The following is a 14,826-nucleotide window of genomic DNA, read 5'->3' as shown; positions in this document are numbered from 1 at the left end:
CAAGCTCGCACCCCCTTGGGGGGCAGTGAGTACACGCCAGTGACAAACGTGGGGGCCCAATAATGTCCATGAACCTCGTCACGCTGCTGTACCTCGTCGCCAGCGTCTTCTTCATTCAGGCCTTGAAGGGCCTGAGCCACCCCACCACCTCCATCCGCGGCAACATCTTCGGCATGACCGGCATGGCCATCGCCATCCTCACCACGGCCGCGCTCATCGTGGAACTTGCCGGCGGCAAGGCCGAAGGCATGGTCTGGGTGCTGGGCGGGCTGCTGGTGGGCGGCACCATTGGTGCCATCATGGCCAACCGGGTCGAGATGACCAAGATGCCCGAGCTGGTGGCCTTCATGCACAGCATGATCGGCCTGGCCGCGGTCTGCATCGCCGTGGCCGTGGTGGCCGAGCCCTGGGCCTTCGGCATCGTCGCCAAGGGCGAGGCCATCCCGGGCGGCAACCGCATCGAACTCGCGCTGGGCGCCTTCATCGGCGCGGTCACCTTCAGCGGCTCGGTGATCGCCTTCGGCAAGCTCTCGGGCAAGTACAAGTTCCGCCTGTTCCAGGGCGCGCCGGTGCAGTTCGCCGGCCAGCACAAGCTCAACCTGCTGCTGGGCCTGGCCACCGTCTTCTTCATTTTTGGTTTCTGGCATTCGCAGAGCTGGATCGACATCGTGCTGGTGATCGCTCTGGGCTTCATCCTGGGCGTGCTGATCATCATCCCCATCGGCGGCGCCGACATGCCGGTGGTGGTGTCCATGCTCAACAGCTACTCGGGCTGGGCGGCCGCGGGCATCGGCTTCAGCCTGAACAACTCCATGCTGATCATCGCCGGCTCGCTGGTGGGCAGCTCGGGCGCGATCCTGAGCTACATCATGTGCAAGGCCATGAACCGCTCGTTCTTCAACGTGATCCTGGGCGGCTTCGGTGGCGAGGCGGCAACAGCCGGCGGCGCCAAGGCCGAGGCGCGGCCGGTCAAGAGTGGCAGTGCCGACGACGCGGCCTTTGTGCTGGGCAACGCCGAGACCGTGGTGATCGTGCCGGGCTACGGCCTGGCGGTGGCGCGCGCGCAGCACGCGGTGAAAGAGCTTGCGCACAAGCTCACCGAAAAAGGCATCACCGTGAAGTACGCCATCCACCCGGTGGCCGGGCGCATGCCGGGGCACATGAACGTGCTGCTGGCCGAGGCCGAGGTGCCGTACGACCAGGTGTTCGAGATGGAAGACATCAACGGTGAGTTCGGACAGGCCGACGTGGCCATCATCCTGGGCGCCAACGACGTGGTGAACCCGGCTGCGCTGCAGAAGGGCAGCGCCATCTACGGCATGCCGATTCTGGAGGCCTACAAGGCCAAGACAGTCATCGTGAACAAGCGCTCCATGGCCGCGGGCTATGCCGGCCTGGACAATGAACTGTTCTACATGGACAAGACCATGATGGTTTTTGGTGACGCGAAGAAGGTCGTCGAGGACATGACCAAGGCGATCGAGTGAGTGTGGCCTGATCGGGGGTCTCTGGAGCGGCATTGCCTGGCTCATCAGCGACGACCCCGGTCACGGCGACCATGGCCTCAAGCACAGGGAGGACACGGGATAGCGGCTGGCTCCCAGCTGACTTAAACTGAAAATTCCAAAAGCGCAGGACGCGAGGGACTGTGGAACATTGGAAAGAGCCAACCTCTGCAGAAGCCATGTCCGACCCGGTGCCGGCGTTGCTGCTCGGGTGGCTCAGCGCCTATCCTTCGGTGGTCATGATCGCCGACGCAGCCGGCAGAGTGGTGTTCGCGAACGACGCAGCGTGCCAATGGCGCGGCTGTGATCGCCAGCAGCTTTTGCAGATGTGCGTTCAGGACATCGACGCGGCTCTCTGGCAGGAATGGTCGGAAGTTGCGAACCCCCGCTGGCGACCTGACGGTTCCACTCAATGGCAGTCGTGGCACGAGGCCGTCGACGGCCGTCGTGTTGCCACGAAGTTCCGTCTTCAGGCGTTGAGTTTGCGCGACCAGCGCTTCCTGGTGCTGTATTCCGGCGAACTCAATCCTCCAGGGGATGTCGAGCAGGAGTTGAAGCGAACCCTCGCCTTCGTGCAGGGCATTGTCGATGCCTTTCCGGACTTTCTGTTTGAGGGCAGTGCCGAAGGGCGCTACCTCAACACGTGGACGAAGAATCCGGAACTGCTCGCGGCATCGCGGGATTTCATGCTGGGGCGCACGCTTGACGAGGTGCTTTCACCCGCAAGCGCAGCGATCGCCAAGGCGGCGTTTCGCGAGGCCGACGAAAAGGGCCTTTCGTTCGGGAAGGTGATCTCCGTCGACACCGCCCAAGGACGTCATTGGTACGAGCTGTCGGTCTCCAAGATGCCGATGGGCGAGGGAGAGGCGCCACACTTCATCACGGTTTCGCGTGATGTCTCGGCCCGGCTGGCCCTGCAGGAGGCGCTTGAGGCGAAGGAGCGCCAGTTCCGCACATTGGTTGAGAACTCGCCTGATCTCATCGCGCGGTTCGACGCGGCTTCATGCTGCCTTTACGCGAATCCCGCGCTCGCCCAGCGCACGCACAGCGAACCTGGCGCGCTGATCGGAATGACGCCGGCGGAGTGCTTGGGAGCGGACCCGGGTGAAGAGCTGAGGCACCGAATGCTTGCTTGTCTGCAAGGTGGCGAGCCGCAGCACTTTGAGCTGAACTGGACCGACGCAAGAGGTCGCCCGGCGTACTTCCTGGTCAGCCTGACGCCCGAGCTCGACGCCCAGAATCTTGTCGGCAGCGTGCTGCTGGTCGGGCGGGACATCGGCGAATTGCGCGCACACCAGGACAGGATCCATCGTCTGGTGGAGTCCAACATCATCGGTGTGCTGTTCTGGCATGCCGACGGGCGCATCGAAGAGACCAATGACGCCTTTCTCGACATGCTGGGCTATTCGCGCTCGGATGTGCTGTCCGGCCACTTGCATTGGGACCGCCTGACGCCGCAAGGGCATGAAGAGGCCGACGCACGTACCGCAGACGAGATCCGCCTCACGGGAGCGTGCGGCCCGTACGAAAAGGAACTGCTCCATCGTGACGGACGGCGGGTTCCTGTGCTGGTGGGGTCGGCCATGTTGGACAGCGAGCAACAGCTGCGGGTCACCTACGTGCTGGACCAGACGGAAAGGCGGCGAGCCGAAGTCGAGCGGCGCGCGCGCGAGGCAGCCGAGGCGGCATCAAGGGCCAAAGGCGAATTTCTGGCCCACATGAGCCATGAAATTCGCACCCCGCTCAATGCGGTGCTGGGCATGGCGTATCTGGCGGAGCGCGAAACCCGTGAAATTTCCACGCGAGAAAAACTCGAAAAGATCGCGCGCGCCGGCCACTCGCTCCTGAATCTGATCAACGACATTCTGGACTTCTCCAAGATCGAGGCGGGTTTGCTCAAGATCGAGAATGCCCCGTTCGATCTGCAAAAGGTGTTCGACAACGTCGCCGTCATCATGGGTTCGGTGGTGTCGAGCAAGGCCGTGGAGGTGCTGGTCGCTCCACTGCCCATGGGAGCCCAGCACTTGGTGGGCGACGCGTTCCGGATCGAGCAGGTCCTGATCAACCTGGCGGGCAACGCGTTGAAGTTCACCCACGAAGGTCACGTTGAACTGTCGGTCGCGGTGGTTGACAGGGCTCAGGACCGCGTCACCCTGAGGTTTTCGGTGGAAGACACGGGCATCGGCATGACCCGCGAAGAGGTGGCAAGCCTCTTCAAGCCATTCATGCAAGCCGAAGCGTCGACCTCGCGACGCTTTGGTGGTACCGGGCTGGGCCTGTCGATTTCCAAACAACTGGTGGAGCTGATGCGCAGCGAGATCGTTGTGGAAAGCACCAAGGGGCGTGGCAGTGCATTCAGGTTCACGGTAGAGGTCGGGCTGGGCAACGATGGTGAGTGGCCGGCGCCCGAGGCGTTTGCGCGGCGGCATGCGCTGCTCGCGATGACCCGTGAGCGCACCAGAGACAACCTGATTCAAATCTGTCGTGGGCTCGACTGGTGCGTGTCCAGCGCGGCCATCGGCGAGACGGCTGCCACTGCCGTGGCCGGGAGCGGCGCAGAACCCGTGGTGGATGTGGTCCTGATCGAATGGGGGTCGGACGACGGCTTGGGTCCTGCGCTGGCACGACAGCTGCGCGAGGCAACGGCGCGACGGAGCTTGGGGCTGGTGGCGGTGGTTCGCGCCCGTGAGACGCTTTCTCTGGAGTCGCTGGTGGACGAAGGGGTGCTCGACGCCTTGCTTGTCAAGCCCGTGACGCCGTCGACGCTTCGAGAGAGCGTCGACAGAGCCATGCGTCGCTGCGGTCGGTCACCGGAGTTGGATGGCAAGACCAGAAGTGAGTCCACGCCCCTGCGGGGCATCCGCGTGATGGTGGTGGATGACAACGACACCAACCGGGAGCTGGCCAGCAGCATTCTGGCCAGCCAAGGGGCTTCCGTCATCACGGCTGCCGACGGACAGGCGTCGGTGGACATGCTGCAGGTCGACCGGAGTGTGTGCGACATCGTTCTCATGGACCTGCAGATGCCTGGAATGGACGGTATGCAGGCGACGTCGCGGATACGCCAGCTGCCAGGGTGCGAGACCTTGCCCATCGTGGCGTTGACGGCCAGTGCCTTCAACGAGCAGCGAGATGCCGCACTGGCGGCCGGAATGGACGCCGTGGTCACCAAGCCGTTTGATGTTGATGGCCTTGTCCAACTGCTGTTCCGCCTCGGCAGAGGTCTTGCCGAGAGTGAAGGGATGGCCAGCGATGCACCGTCGCCCGGGACGCCGACCGAGTCTTCGGGCGAACTGATGCTGGTGGACTTCAATGTGGGGTTGCAGCTGTGGCAAGACCTTGCGCACTATCGTCACCATCTTCACCGCTTTGTGCAGGAGCATGAGGACGAGGCGCAGCGTGCCGATGCGTTGGACAATGAAGACCTCATCCGTCATGTGCACAAGACGCGAGGCAGCGCCTCGGCACTGGCGCTGATGGCGGCGGCCAAGGTCGCCAGCCATCTGGAGGAGCACCTGCGAACGGGGGTGCGCGACCCCGATGAGATCGCGCGCTTTGCTTCAGAGATCGGGCGCACCTGCGCAGCCATCAGCGAGCACCTCGACACACCACGGGCAAACTGAGGGCCGGTCGTGACACCGGCCCTCTGGTTCTTGTAGCAGCCCGACAGCCTGCCACGCGGTTTTGAGGTAGCCTGCCAGCCACGCGTAAGGGAAAAACACGAGGACCCGTGCCCTGCTTTCCACAGACAATGCGCGGCAGCTGTATCCACAAGAATGAGGAAATTCCGAATGACCGACTCAACGGCCGACCGTCCCTGGCTGGGCTCGTATTCACCCGGTGTGCCCGCCGACATCGACGTGACGCAATACAGCTCGCTGGTGCACCTCATGGAAGAGAGCTTCGGCAAGTTCGCCAGCCGGCCAGCCTACAGCTTCATGGGCAAGCAGATCACGTTTGCGCAGACCGACAGCCTGTCTCTGGCCTTTGCGGCTTATCTCCAGGGCCTGGGGCTGGTCAAGGGCGATCGTGTGGCCATCATGATGCCCAACGTGCCGCAGTACCCGGTGGCGGTGGCCGGCATCCTGCGCGCGGGACTGGTGGTGGTCAATGTGAATCCGCTGTACACGCCGCGCGAACTGGAGCACCAGCTCAAGGATTCGGGCGCCAAGGCCATCGTCATCATCGAGAACTTCGCCAGCACCTTGCAGCAGTGCATCGCCAACACGCCGGTCAAGCACGTGGTGCTCACCGCCATGGGCGACCAGCTTGGCCTGCTCAAGGGCGCGCTGGTGAACTATGTGGTGCGCAACGTCAAGAAGATGGTGCCCGCCTTCAACCTGCCCCAGGCCGTGCGCTTCAACGAAGCCATTGCCAAGGGCACGCGCGGCACGCTCAAGCGCCCCGACATCAAGCCCGACGACATGGCCGTGCTGCAGTACACCGGTGGCACCACCGGCGTGAGCAAGGGTGCCGTGCTGCTGCACCGCAACGTGATCGCCAACCTGCTGCAGTCCGACGCTTGGAACGAGCCGGTGATGAAGCGTGTGCCAGAAGGCGAGCAGCCCACCAGCGTGTGTGCCTTGCCCCTGTATCACATCTTCGCGTTCACAGTGAACATGATGCTGGGCATGCGCACCGGCGCCATGAACATCCTGATCCCCAATCCGCGCGATCTGCCGGCGGTGTTGAAAGAGCTGAGCAAGCACACCTTCCACAGCTTCCCCGCGGTCAACACCTTGTTCAACGGATTGGCCAACCACCCCGACTTCAACACCGTGAACTGGAGCAACCTCAAGGTGTCTGTGGGCGGCGGCATGGCGGTGCAAGGCGCCGTGGCCAAGCTCTGGCTGGAGAAGACCGGCTGCCCCATCTGCGAAGGCTACGGTCTGTCCGAAACCAGCCCGTCGGCCACCTGCAATCCGACCACGAGCGCCGCCTACAGCGGCACCATCGGCTTGCCCCTGTCCAACACCCACATGAAGTGCCTGGACGATGATGGCAACGAAGTGCCGCTGGGTCAGCCCGGCGAGATCGCGATCAAGGGCCCGCAGGTGATGGCGGGCTACTGGCAGCGACCCGACGAGACCGCCAAGGTCATGACGCCGGATGGCTACTTCAAGACCGGTGACGTGGGCGTGATGGATGAGCGCGGCTACTTCAAAATCGTCGACCGCAAAAAAGACATGGTGCTGGTGAGCGGCTTCAACGTGTACCCCAACGAGGTGGAGGACGTGGTGGCGCAACTGCCCGGCGTGATGGAGTGCGCCGTGGTCGGTGTGCCCGATGACAAATCGGGTGAAGCGGTCAAGCTCGTCATCGTCAAGAAGGACGCGGCGCTGACCGAAGCGCAGGTGCGCGACTACTGCAAGGCCAACCTCACGGGCTACAAGCAGCCCAAGGTGGTGGAGTTCCGCACCGAGCTGCCCAAGACCCCGGTGGGCAAGATCCTGCGCCGCGAGTTGCGTGACAAGAAGTGAAGGAGGCCTGCGCTTGACGACCCCCGTTGCGATCGTCAGCGCCCTGCATGAAGAGCTGGCCGCCGTGCTGGCGCTCATGCCCGACGAGCAGCAGCAGACCATCGGAGGTCGGGCCTTCTGGCGCGGCCATCTGCACGGTCACGACGTGGTGGCCGTGCTCTCGGGGATTGGCAAGGTGGCCGCGGCCACCACGGCCACCGCACTGATCGAACGCTTCGGCGTGCAGCGCATTGTGTTCACCGGCGTGGCCGGTGGCCTGGGTGACGGCGTCAATGTGGGCGATGTCGTCGTGGCACAGCGGTTTCTGCAACACGACATGGACGCCTCGCCGATCTTTCCACGTCACGAGGTGCCCGGTTATGGCCGCTCCACCTTTGAGGCCGACGCTGTGATCACCGCGCAACTGGTGCGCGCGAGCGAGCAAGTGCTGCGTGCCCTGCCATCGCAGCTCGGTACCGACGTGTTGAATGCCTTCGGCTTGCAAGCGCCGCGCTGCCACCAAGGCCTGCTGATCAGCGGCGATCGCTTCGTCTCGACCACCGCCGAAAGCCTGGCCCTGCGCGAGGCCCTGCCCGAGGCGCTTGCGGTGGAAATGGAGAGTGCGGCGTTTGCCCAGGTGTGCCACGACTACGGTGTGCCGCTGGCCGTGGTGCGCACCATCTCGGACCGCGCCGACGACGCCGCGCACGTGGACTTTCCGCGCTTCCTGCGCGAGGTGGCTAGCCGCTACAGCAGCGCGATCATCGACGCGTTCTTGACGCAGCGCTGATCCGGGCTACCGCAGCCATCCTCTTTTCCGGAAGTACAGCATCGGCACCACGGCCGACAACACCATCAGCGCCAGCGCCAACGGGTAGCCGTAGTGCCACTGCAGCTCGGGCATGAACGCGAAGTTCATGCCGTAGCTGCTGGCCACCAGCGTGGGAGGCAGCAGCGAGACGCTGGCCACCGAGAAGATCTTGATGATCTTGTTCTGGTTGATGTTGATGAAACCGACCGTCGCATCCATCAGGAAGTTGATCTTGTCGAACAGGAAGGCGGTGTGGCTGTCGAGCGAGTCCAGGTCGCGCAGGATCTGGCGCGCGTCCTCGAACTGCTCGGCGCTCAGCAGTCGGCTGCGCATCATGAAGCTGACCGCGCGGCGCGTGTCCATCACGTTGCGGCGGATGCGGCCCGACATGTCCTCGTGGCGCGCGATGGCCGACAGCGCCTCGCTCAGCAGGTTGTCCGAGGCGTTGCTGTTGAGCACCTTTTTGCTCACGGTTTCGATCTCGTCGTAAATGTCTTCCAGCGTGTCGGCGCAGTACTCGGCGTCGGCGTCGAACAGCATCAGGAGCACGTCCTTGGCATCCTCGATCAGGCCGGGCATGCGGCGCGCGCGCATGCGCAGCAGGCGGAACACCGGCACGTCCTCGTCGTGGATGGAGAACAGCACGCCCTGGCTCTTCAAGGTGTCGTTGTGCTCGTTGAGGATGAAGGCCACTCGCACCGCGCGCGGGTCTTCCTCGTCGTCGATCAAAAAGTCGGAGCGCACGTGCAGTTCGCCGTTGTCTTCCTCGAAGAAACGGGCCGACTCCTCGATGTCCTCGTCCATCGCGTCTTCGGGAATCGACAAGCCGAAGTGCTGCTTGACCCAGCGGCGTTCTTCGGGGGTGGGGTCTTCCAGGTCGACCCAGATCGGCTTGAATTGAGCCAGCTCTTCGAGCGACTCGATCTCTTCCTGGAAGAGGCGGCCATTGGCCAGGGTGAATACGTTGAGCATGGAGCGCTCCCGGCGAAGTCTGCTGTCTGAAAGGGCGGGGCCGCGCAGGCGGACCCGAAGGCGGGGTAGGGTGCTTTCAGCCAGCGGACCGCCCGACCCAGATGGCCGCGCCAGGCGCAGCGGTCAGACGGTGACAGGGGTGGCTGAAAGCACGCAACTGGGGGGCGTGCTGTCCATGAGGCTCTCCGTGGGTGGATTCGACCGGCGAATTATGGCACCGACACTGCTTCTGGAAGCGGTGCGTGAGGCGCCATGAAGCGCATCAGTTCGTCCTTCCGGCGCCAGGCATCGTGTTCGCCGAGCTCGATGAGCGCATGCACGAAACCCGGCTCGAACAACAGGTAGCTGGCCAGCGATGCCGCACTGCCGGCCGCACCGCGCGCGGTGTCCAGCGCGCCCAGCCCGGCCAGGGTATTGCGGGTGGGCGCGGGCAATTCACCGATGTGCTTGCGCGCCAGTTCATCGAGCGAAAAGCTCGGCTGGATGGCCAGCACATCGACCGGGCGGTAGGGCAGGGCCGCGGCCAGGGCCGCAGGCAGGCGCGACAGGGTCTGGCTCACGCGCTGGGCCTGCTCCACATCGGCCTGCAGGGTGTCGTGGAACACGCTGGCCATGGCGTGGCCTGCGATGGTGCCGGCCGTGGGGTCGCCCGCCGTGCGCGCCACCATGCCAGAGCGCTGGGGCTGCCCGACGCCGATGACCAGCACCCGCCGCGCGCCGAAATGGATGGCCGGCGACAGCGGCGAGAGCTGGCGCATCGAGCCGTCGCCGAAATGCTCCTTGTGGCCTTCGACCCACAGCGGCACGGACGGAAAGAGGAACGGGATGGCGCTGGACGCCATCAGGTGCTCGATGGTGATGGGCTGGAAAGCGGCCCGGCGTCCCGGGCGGTGCCACGGCTGCACGGTGTGGCCGGTGCTGGTCTGGCAAAAGGTCCAGTGTTCGCCGCTCGTGTAGCTGGAGGCGGTCACGCCCAGCGCGTGGATGGCGCCTTGCTCCAGCGCGTACTCCAGGCCCGGCAGATCGATCGCCCGGTGCAGTGTGTTCACCAGCGGCAGCGTGTCGAGCAGGGCGCGGTGGCGCTTGACCTGACGCGCCAGCGTCCAGCCCGCCACCAGGCGGTTGGCTCGCACCCAGCCTGGCGCCTCCAGCCGATAGACCTGCTCCGAGCGCAGTCCCATCCAGAACGTTGCCAGCTGCGGCAGTGCAGGCAGGCCTTGCAGGGCGATGCTACCCAGGTAGGCCGCATTGAGTGCGCCTGCCGAGGTGCCGAACAACCACTGAAACGGAAACGCGTGGCTTCCCGGTGGCTGCATGGCCGCCAGCGCCTTGAGCACACCGGCCTGGTAGGCGGTGCGCGCGCCACCGCCCATCAACACCAGTGCACACGCATCGGGCCTTACTTCGTATGAAGAAGTCGCCAGCATGTTGTGCGTGATGATGGTGTCGAGGGACATGGGATTACAGGGTTGGAGCGGAGACGGCCCGGCGCGCGCGTGCGATGAACTGCTGCAGCTCTGCGGAGTCCACCGGTTTGTGCATCACGGTCAGGCCGGCCGCCAGCACGGCGCTCATCACCTCGGTGCTGGTGTCGCCAGTGACGATGGCCACAGCCAGGTCTGGTCTGGCGTGTTGGCGCAAGAGATGGGCCACGGCGAGTCCGTTGCTGTCCCGCGCCAGGTGGAAGTCGACGAGGGCGGCGTCCAGCAGGCCCCCACGGTCCAAGGCGATGCGGGCCGCCTCCTGCGCGTTTGACGCCTGCAGGGGCACATGCCCCCAGCTCCGCAGCAGAATGGACATGGCCGCCAGGATGTCCTGGTTCTCTTCGACGACCAGCACGATGCATGCCCCGACAGCTTTCGATGCGGAGGCTTCAAATGGCAGCAGCGTGGCTGGTTGATGGCCGGCTTGCGCGCGCGGCGTGCGGATGGAGAACATCGAGCCCTTGCCCAGCGCGGAGCGCCAGCTCAGGCGCACGCCGATCAATTGGGCCGAGCGGTGCACGATCGCCATGCCCAGTCCGAATCCCCGTGTCTGGCTACCGTCCACATGCGCGTTGCTGCCTTGGTAGAACTCCTCGGTGATGCGCGACGACTCGTGCGACGAGATGCCGATGCCGGTGTCCCAGACCTGGATGTCGACACTGTCGCCCCGCGAGCGCGCCGACACCAGCACGCCGCCACGGTCGGTGTAGCGCACCGCATTGCTGACGAGATTGCTCAGCATCGTGTGCAGCACCGACGGATCGCTGTGCACCCACAGGCCGCCATCGTGCATGCGCAGCCGCAGCCCCTTCGCCTCGGCCTGCGCCGCCACCTCGTCCACCACCGCGGACAGCAATGGCTCCAGTGGGAAGTCCTCGGTGGTCACGCGCACCGCGTCGGCATCCAGTCGAGAGACATCCAGCAAGCGGCTGAGCAACTGGCCCATGGTGCCCAGCGCCGACTGCATGCGGTCGGCCATGTCGCCCAGTGCCGGCGCAGAGAGTCTGCCCTCTTGTGCCATGCGTTTGAGGGCCGGGACGAACATGCTCATGGCGTGGATCGGTTGGCGCAAGTCGTGGCTGGCGGTCGCGAGAAACCGTGTCTTGGCCTTGCTGGCGGCCTCGGCTGCGTCTCTGGCCTGCGAAAGTTCGGCCACCAATGCGTCGTTTTCGAACCGCAGGCGAAGCGCTTCTTCGATGGCCGAGGCGATGCGCCGCGCAAACAGCTCTGCCATCAACAGAAAGACCAGGGCGAGCAGGCCCACGGTCATCGTGCGCGTATCGCCGCTGAACATGCTGCGCAACGCAAGCGGCACGATGGCGGGCACGCCAAAAGCCAGGTGCGCCGGGAAATACGGCCCCAGCGACTGGGTAGCGCTGGCGACGATGGACGCGAGGATCATGACCAGCACCGCCTGCGTGTACGGATCGTCGGGGCTGAAGAACAGAGCCGTCAACGAGCCCCACAGCAATCCGGCGGCGAACGACGCCAGAATGAACCAGCGGGCCCAACCTCGTGCCTGTGTCTGGTCTGGCTGTGACCGTTGGTAGCGCCGTGCGCCCCACCACCGCACGGCACACAAAGCCACCACGGCTCCCAGCCAGATCAGCACCCATCGGGAAGGCTGCCCGTTCATCAGGAGCAGTGCGGCGGTGCCGATGGCCAGCATCAACGTACCCACGATCAGGGCGGGGACATTGCGCGCGAGCAACCGCACCTGCTCGTGCAGCAGCCGGTCTTGCGAGGTTGAGACGCTGAGCATGCGCGTGAGCATAGGACATGCCGGACCACCATGAACGCGGAGCGCGTTGGCATGAATGACAACGGTCACATTCACCTGCATTCACCGGCATTCGCACGCTTTGTTGCCCTTGCCGGCTTGCGCCTCAGAGGTTTCGTGTGCATAGTGAGCTCAAGACATCCCCGTGGCCGTCGGGAGGTCTTGCCCCAGGCGGCTTGTCTCAACCCGGAGCATATGGAGGCTCTTTTATGAACCTGACGATCAGCGGTCACCACCTTGAGGTCACACCCGCCCTGCGCGGTTACGTCACCAGCAAACTCGAACGCATATCCCGACACTTCGACCAGGTGGTCGACATGAAGGTGCTGTTGACGGTGGACAACCTCAAGGAAAAGGACCTCAGGCAGCGAGCGGAATGCAACATCCACGTCAAGGGCCGCGACCTGTTCGCCGAGAGCGCCCACGCCGATCTTTACGCTGCCGTCGATGAACTGGCCGACAAACTGGATCGGCAAGTTCTTCGCTACAAAGACAAGGCGCAAGACCATCACCACGACACGGTCAAGCGTTTGATGTGATGAATGTCACGGGCTGCGGTCCGTGAGGGAAAACCCGATGCTGCACTGCAGCAGGCCGCTTGGAAAGTCAAGCGGCTTTTTTGTGCCCGCAGTCTAGCCAACACCGCTCAACTGGTCATAATTTGCGGTCCAAGAGGGCTCACATGAACCGACTATCTGTCATATTGCCTGCCGCGCAAGTGCTCGTCAGCGTGGACGCAACCAGCAAAAAACGCGCATTCGAAGAAGCAGGCCTGCTTTTCGAGACCCTTCACGGACTCAACCGCGCGCTCATCACCGACAGCTTGTTCGCCCGCGAGCGTCTGGGTTCGACCGGTCTGGGTCACGGTGTGGCGATCCCTCATGGGCGAATCAAGGGTTTGAAGCAGCCGTTGGCGGCGGTGTTCCAGCTGGCCAGCCCGATCGGCTTTGACGCCCCCGATGAATTGCCGGTGCAACTGATGATCTTTCTGCTGGTGCCCGAGGCGGCCACGCAGAAACACCTGGAGATCCTCTCCGAGATCGCCGAGTTGTTGAGCGACAGCGGTCTGCGCGAGCAGATGAAGACCTCCGTCGACGCAGCCGCACTGCACAAACTGATCACGTCCTGGCAATCGGCCCACGCCGCTGCCTGAGGTTGTTGGCCCCCACGCTCCACCGCTGCGCGGGTCGCTGCCCCCCAAGGGGGCTGATCCGCCTTGGGGCGGCCCGGCGGCGGATCGTCCAGTCCCCCGCTGCTTATCGGAGTGATCTCTCTTGAAACCCACCGTCGTCAGCGCCGATGTCCTGTTCGAGGACCATCGAGACGCCCTGAAGTGGCAATGGATTGCCGGGCTGGGGGCCTCCGAGCGGCGGTTCGACGAAGTGGCCATCCGCGCCGCACGTTCAGGTGCTGACCTGGTCGGTTATCTCAACTACATCCACCCCTATCGGGTCCAGGTGTTTGGCGAACGCGAAGTCGCCTACCTCACCAGCCAGAGTGAGGACGACAACAGGCGCCGTGTGGCGCGCATCGTCACGCTGGAGCCGCCGGTGCTGGTGGTGGCCGATGGCCAGGCCGCGCCCGATGCGCTCACCGCCATGTGCGAGCGTGCTCAGATTCCGATGTTCTCCACGCACGAGTCGGCGGCGTTCGTCATCGATGTGTTGCGCGCCTACCTCTCGCGCCATTTCGCCGACCGCGCCTCCATGCACGGCGTGTTCATGGACATCCTCGGCATGGGCGTGATGATCACGGGCGAGTCGGGCCTGGGCAAAAGTGAACTCGGGCTGGAACTCATCTCGCGGGGCCATGGCTTGGTGGCCGATGATGCGGTGGACCTCTACCGCATCAACCAGACCAGCATCGAAGGCCGCTGCCCCGAGCTGTTGCAGAACCTGCTGGAGGTGCGCGGCATCGGCCTGCTCGACATCAAGGCGATCTTTGGCGAGACGGCGGTGCGCCGCAAGATGCGGCTCTCGCTCATCGTGCACCTGGTGCGCCGCGAAACCATGGAACGCGACTACGAGCGCATGCCCCACGAACCGCTGTATCAGGACGTGCTGGGCGTGCCCGTGCGCAAGGCCGTGATTCAGGTGGTGGCCGGCCGCAACATTGCCGTGCTGGTGGAAGCCGCGGTGCGCAACACCATCCTGCAGCTGCGCGGCATCGACACCTATCAGGAGTTTGTATCGCGCCACCGCGCAGCCATGTCGCGCGGAGAGTAGGGTGCACCCCCGCGCCGCCTGCGGCGTCACCCCCTCAAGGGGGCAATGCCAGCGGGCCGGCAGAGCCGGACCCGCGGCATTCCGGGCTTGCGACCACCTTGCTCAATGCGCAACGCGCTTTCTCAGATCCGGTGCGTGTGGCCCTGGCCCTTGTGAGGGCAGTCGGTCTTGGTGCAATTGGCGTAGAGCGACAGCGCGTGCTCCTGCAGCACGAAGCCACGCGTCTTGGCCACCATCTGCTGGCGCTTCTCGATTTCCGCGTCAAAAAACTCTTCCACGCGACCGCAGTCCAGGCAGACCAGGTGGTCGTGGTGCTGGCCTTCGTTGAGCTCGTACACCGCCTTGCCCGACTCGAAGTTGCTGCGCGTGAGCAGACCGGCTTGCTCAAACTGCATGAGCACGCGGTACACCGTGGCCAGACCGATGTCGGAGCGTTCTTCCAGCAGCACGCGAAACACATCTTCGGCCGTCATGTGGCGCTGTTTGGCGTTCTGAAACACCTCCAGGATCTTCAGCCTGGGCAGCGTGGCCTTCAGGCCCGTGCTCTTGAGTTCTTCGATGTTGGTCATGGCGGTGAGCGCGCAGGGCGC

General features: G+C 64.4%; 11 protein-coding genes. 7 read left to right on the top strand and 4 right to left on the bottom strand.

The window, feature by feature from the left end; genetic code table 11:
- The first annotated feature begins 62 nt into the window (after window positions 1–62).
- The 4 genes from ASE11_RS00880 (at window position 63) to ASE11_RS00865 (ending at window position 7,754) form a co-directional block, all read left to right on the top strand.
- Window positions 63–1,487 carry an NAD(P)(+) transhydrogenase (Re/Si-specific) subunit beta gene (locus ASE11_RS00880; RefSeq protein ID WP_056264457.1) on the top strand — a complete coding sequence of 475 codons (1,425 nt, stop codon included), beginning with the start codon at window positions 63–65 and terminating at the stop codon, window positions 1,485–1,487.
- A 197-nt stretch (window positions 1,488–1,684) separates the two neighbouring features.
- Window positions 1,685–5,128 (top strand): PAS domain-containing protein, encoded by a 3,444-nt coding sequence (locus ASE11_RS00875; protein ID WP_056264454.1) that lies wholly within the window; start codon window positions 1,685–1,687, stop codon window positions 5,126–5,128.
- 168 nt (window positions 5,129–5,296) lie between these two features.
- Entirely contained in the window at window positions 5,297–6,985 is a 1,689-nt protein-coding gene (locus tag ASE11_RS00870; protein WP_056264450.1) for a long-chain-fatty-acid--CoA ligase, read from the top strand.
- Between the two features lie 13 nt (window positions 6,986–6,998).
- A complete protein-coding gene (locus ASE11_RS00865; RefSeq protein ID WP_056264447.1) occupies window positions 6,999–7,754 on the top strand; it encodes a 5'-methylthioadenosine/adenosylhomocysteine nucleosidase in 756 nt (251 codons plus the stop codon).
- A 6-nt stretch (window positions 7,755–7,760) separates the two neighbouring features.
- Here ASE11_RS00865 and corA read toward each other — a convergent pair whose 3' ends face one another.
- The 3 genes from corA to ASE11_RS00850 all read right to left on the bottom strand — a co-directional run bounded on the left by corA (window position 7,761) and on the right by ASE11_RS00850 (window position 11,993).
- Window positions 7,761–8,747: a magnesium/cobalt transporter CorA gene (gene corA / locus ASE11_RS00860; protein ID WP_056264444.1), complete on the bottom strand. Its 987-nt coding sequence runs from the start codon at window positions 8,745–8,747 to the stop codon at window positions 7,761–7,763.
- Window positions 8,748–8,956: 209 nt separating this feature from the next.
- The gene (locus ASE11_RS00855) at window positions 8,957–10,204 is read right to left on the bottom strand and encodes a patatin-like phospholipase family protein (RefSeq protein ID WP_056264441.1); all 1,248 of its coding nucleotides are present in this window, start codon (window positions 10,202–10,204) and stop codon (window positions 8,957–8,959) included.
- 4 nt (window positions 10,205–10,208) lie between these two features.
- Entirely contained in the window at window positions 10,209–11,993 is a 1,785-nt protein-coding gene (locus ASE11_RS00850; RefSeq protein WP_162258007.1) for a hybrid sensor histidine kinase/response regulator, read from the bottom strand.
- A gap of 227 nt (window positions 11,994–12,220) precedes the next feature.
- On the opposite strand from ASE11_RS00850, the gene hpf reads away from it, so the two are divergent.
- The 3 genes from hpf (at window position 12,221) to hprK (ending at window position 14,236) form a co-directional block, all read left to right on the top strand.
- Window positions 12,221–12,550 carry a ribosome hibernation-promoting factor, HPF/YfiA family gene (gene hpf, locus ASE11_RS00845; protein WP_056264433.1) on the top strand — a complete coding sequence of 110 codons (330 nt, stop codon included), beginning with the start codon at window positions 12,221–12,223 and terminating at the stop codon, window positions 12,548–12,550.
- Window positions 12,551–12,693: 143 nt separating this feature from the next.
- Complete coding sequence (locus tag ASE11_RS00840) at window positions 12,694–13,164, top strand: PTS sugar transporter subunit IIA (protein WP_056264427.1); 471 nt, start codon at window positions 12,694–12,696, stop codon at window positions 13,162–13,164.
- A 121-nt stretch (window positions 13,165–13,285) separates the two neighbouring features.
- Window positions 13,286–14,236 (top strand): HPr(Ser) kinase/phosphatase, encoded by a 951-nt coding sequence (gene hprK / locus ASE11_RS00835; RefSeq protein WP_056264424.1) that lies wholly within the window; start codon window positions 13,286–13,288, stop codon window positions 14,234–14,236.
- Between the two features lie 122 nt (window positions 14,237–14,358).
- Here the strand turns inward: hprK and fur are convergent, their stop codons facing one another.
- Window positions 14,359–14,805: a ferric iron uptake transcriptional regulator gene (fur, locus tag ASE11_RS00830; protein ID WP_056264421.1), complete on the bottom strand. Its 447-nt coding sequence runs from the start codon at window positions 14,803–14,805 to the stop codon at window positions 14,359–14,361.
- Window positions 14,806–14,826 lie beyond the last annotated feature (21 nt).

The sequence above is a fragment of the Hydrogenophaga sp. Root209 genome (assembly GCF_001428625.1).
Taxonomy (GTDB): Bacteria; Pseudomonadota; Gammaproteobacteria; order Burkholderiales; family Burkholderiaceae_C; genus Hydrogenophaga.
This window is presented reverse-complemented; position numbering and strand designations above follow the sequence as displayed.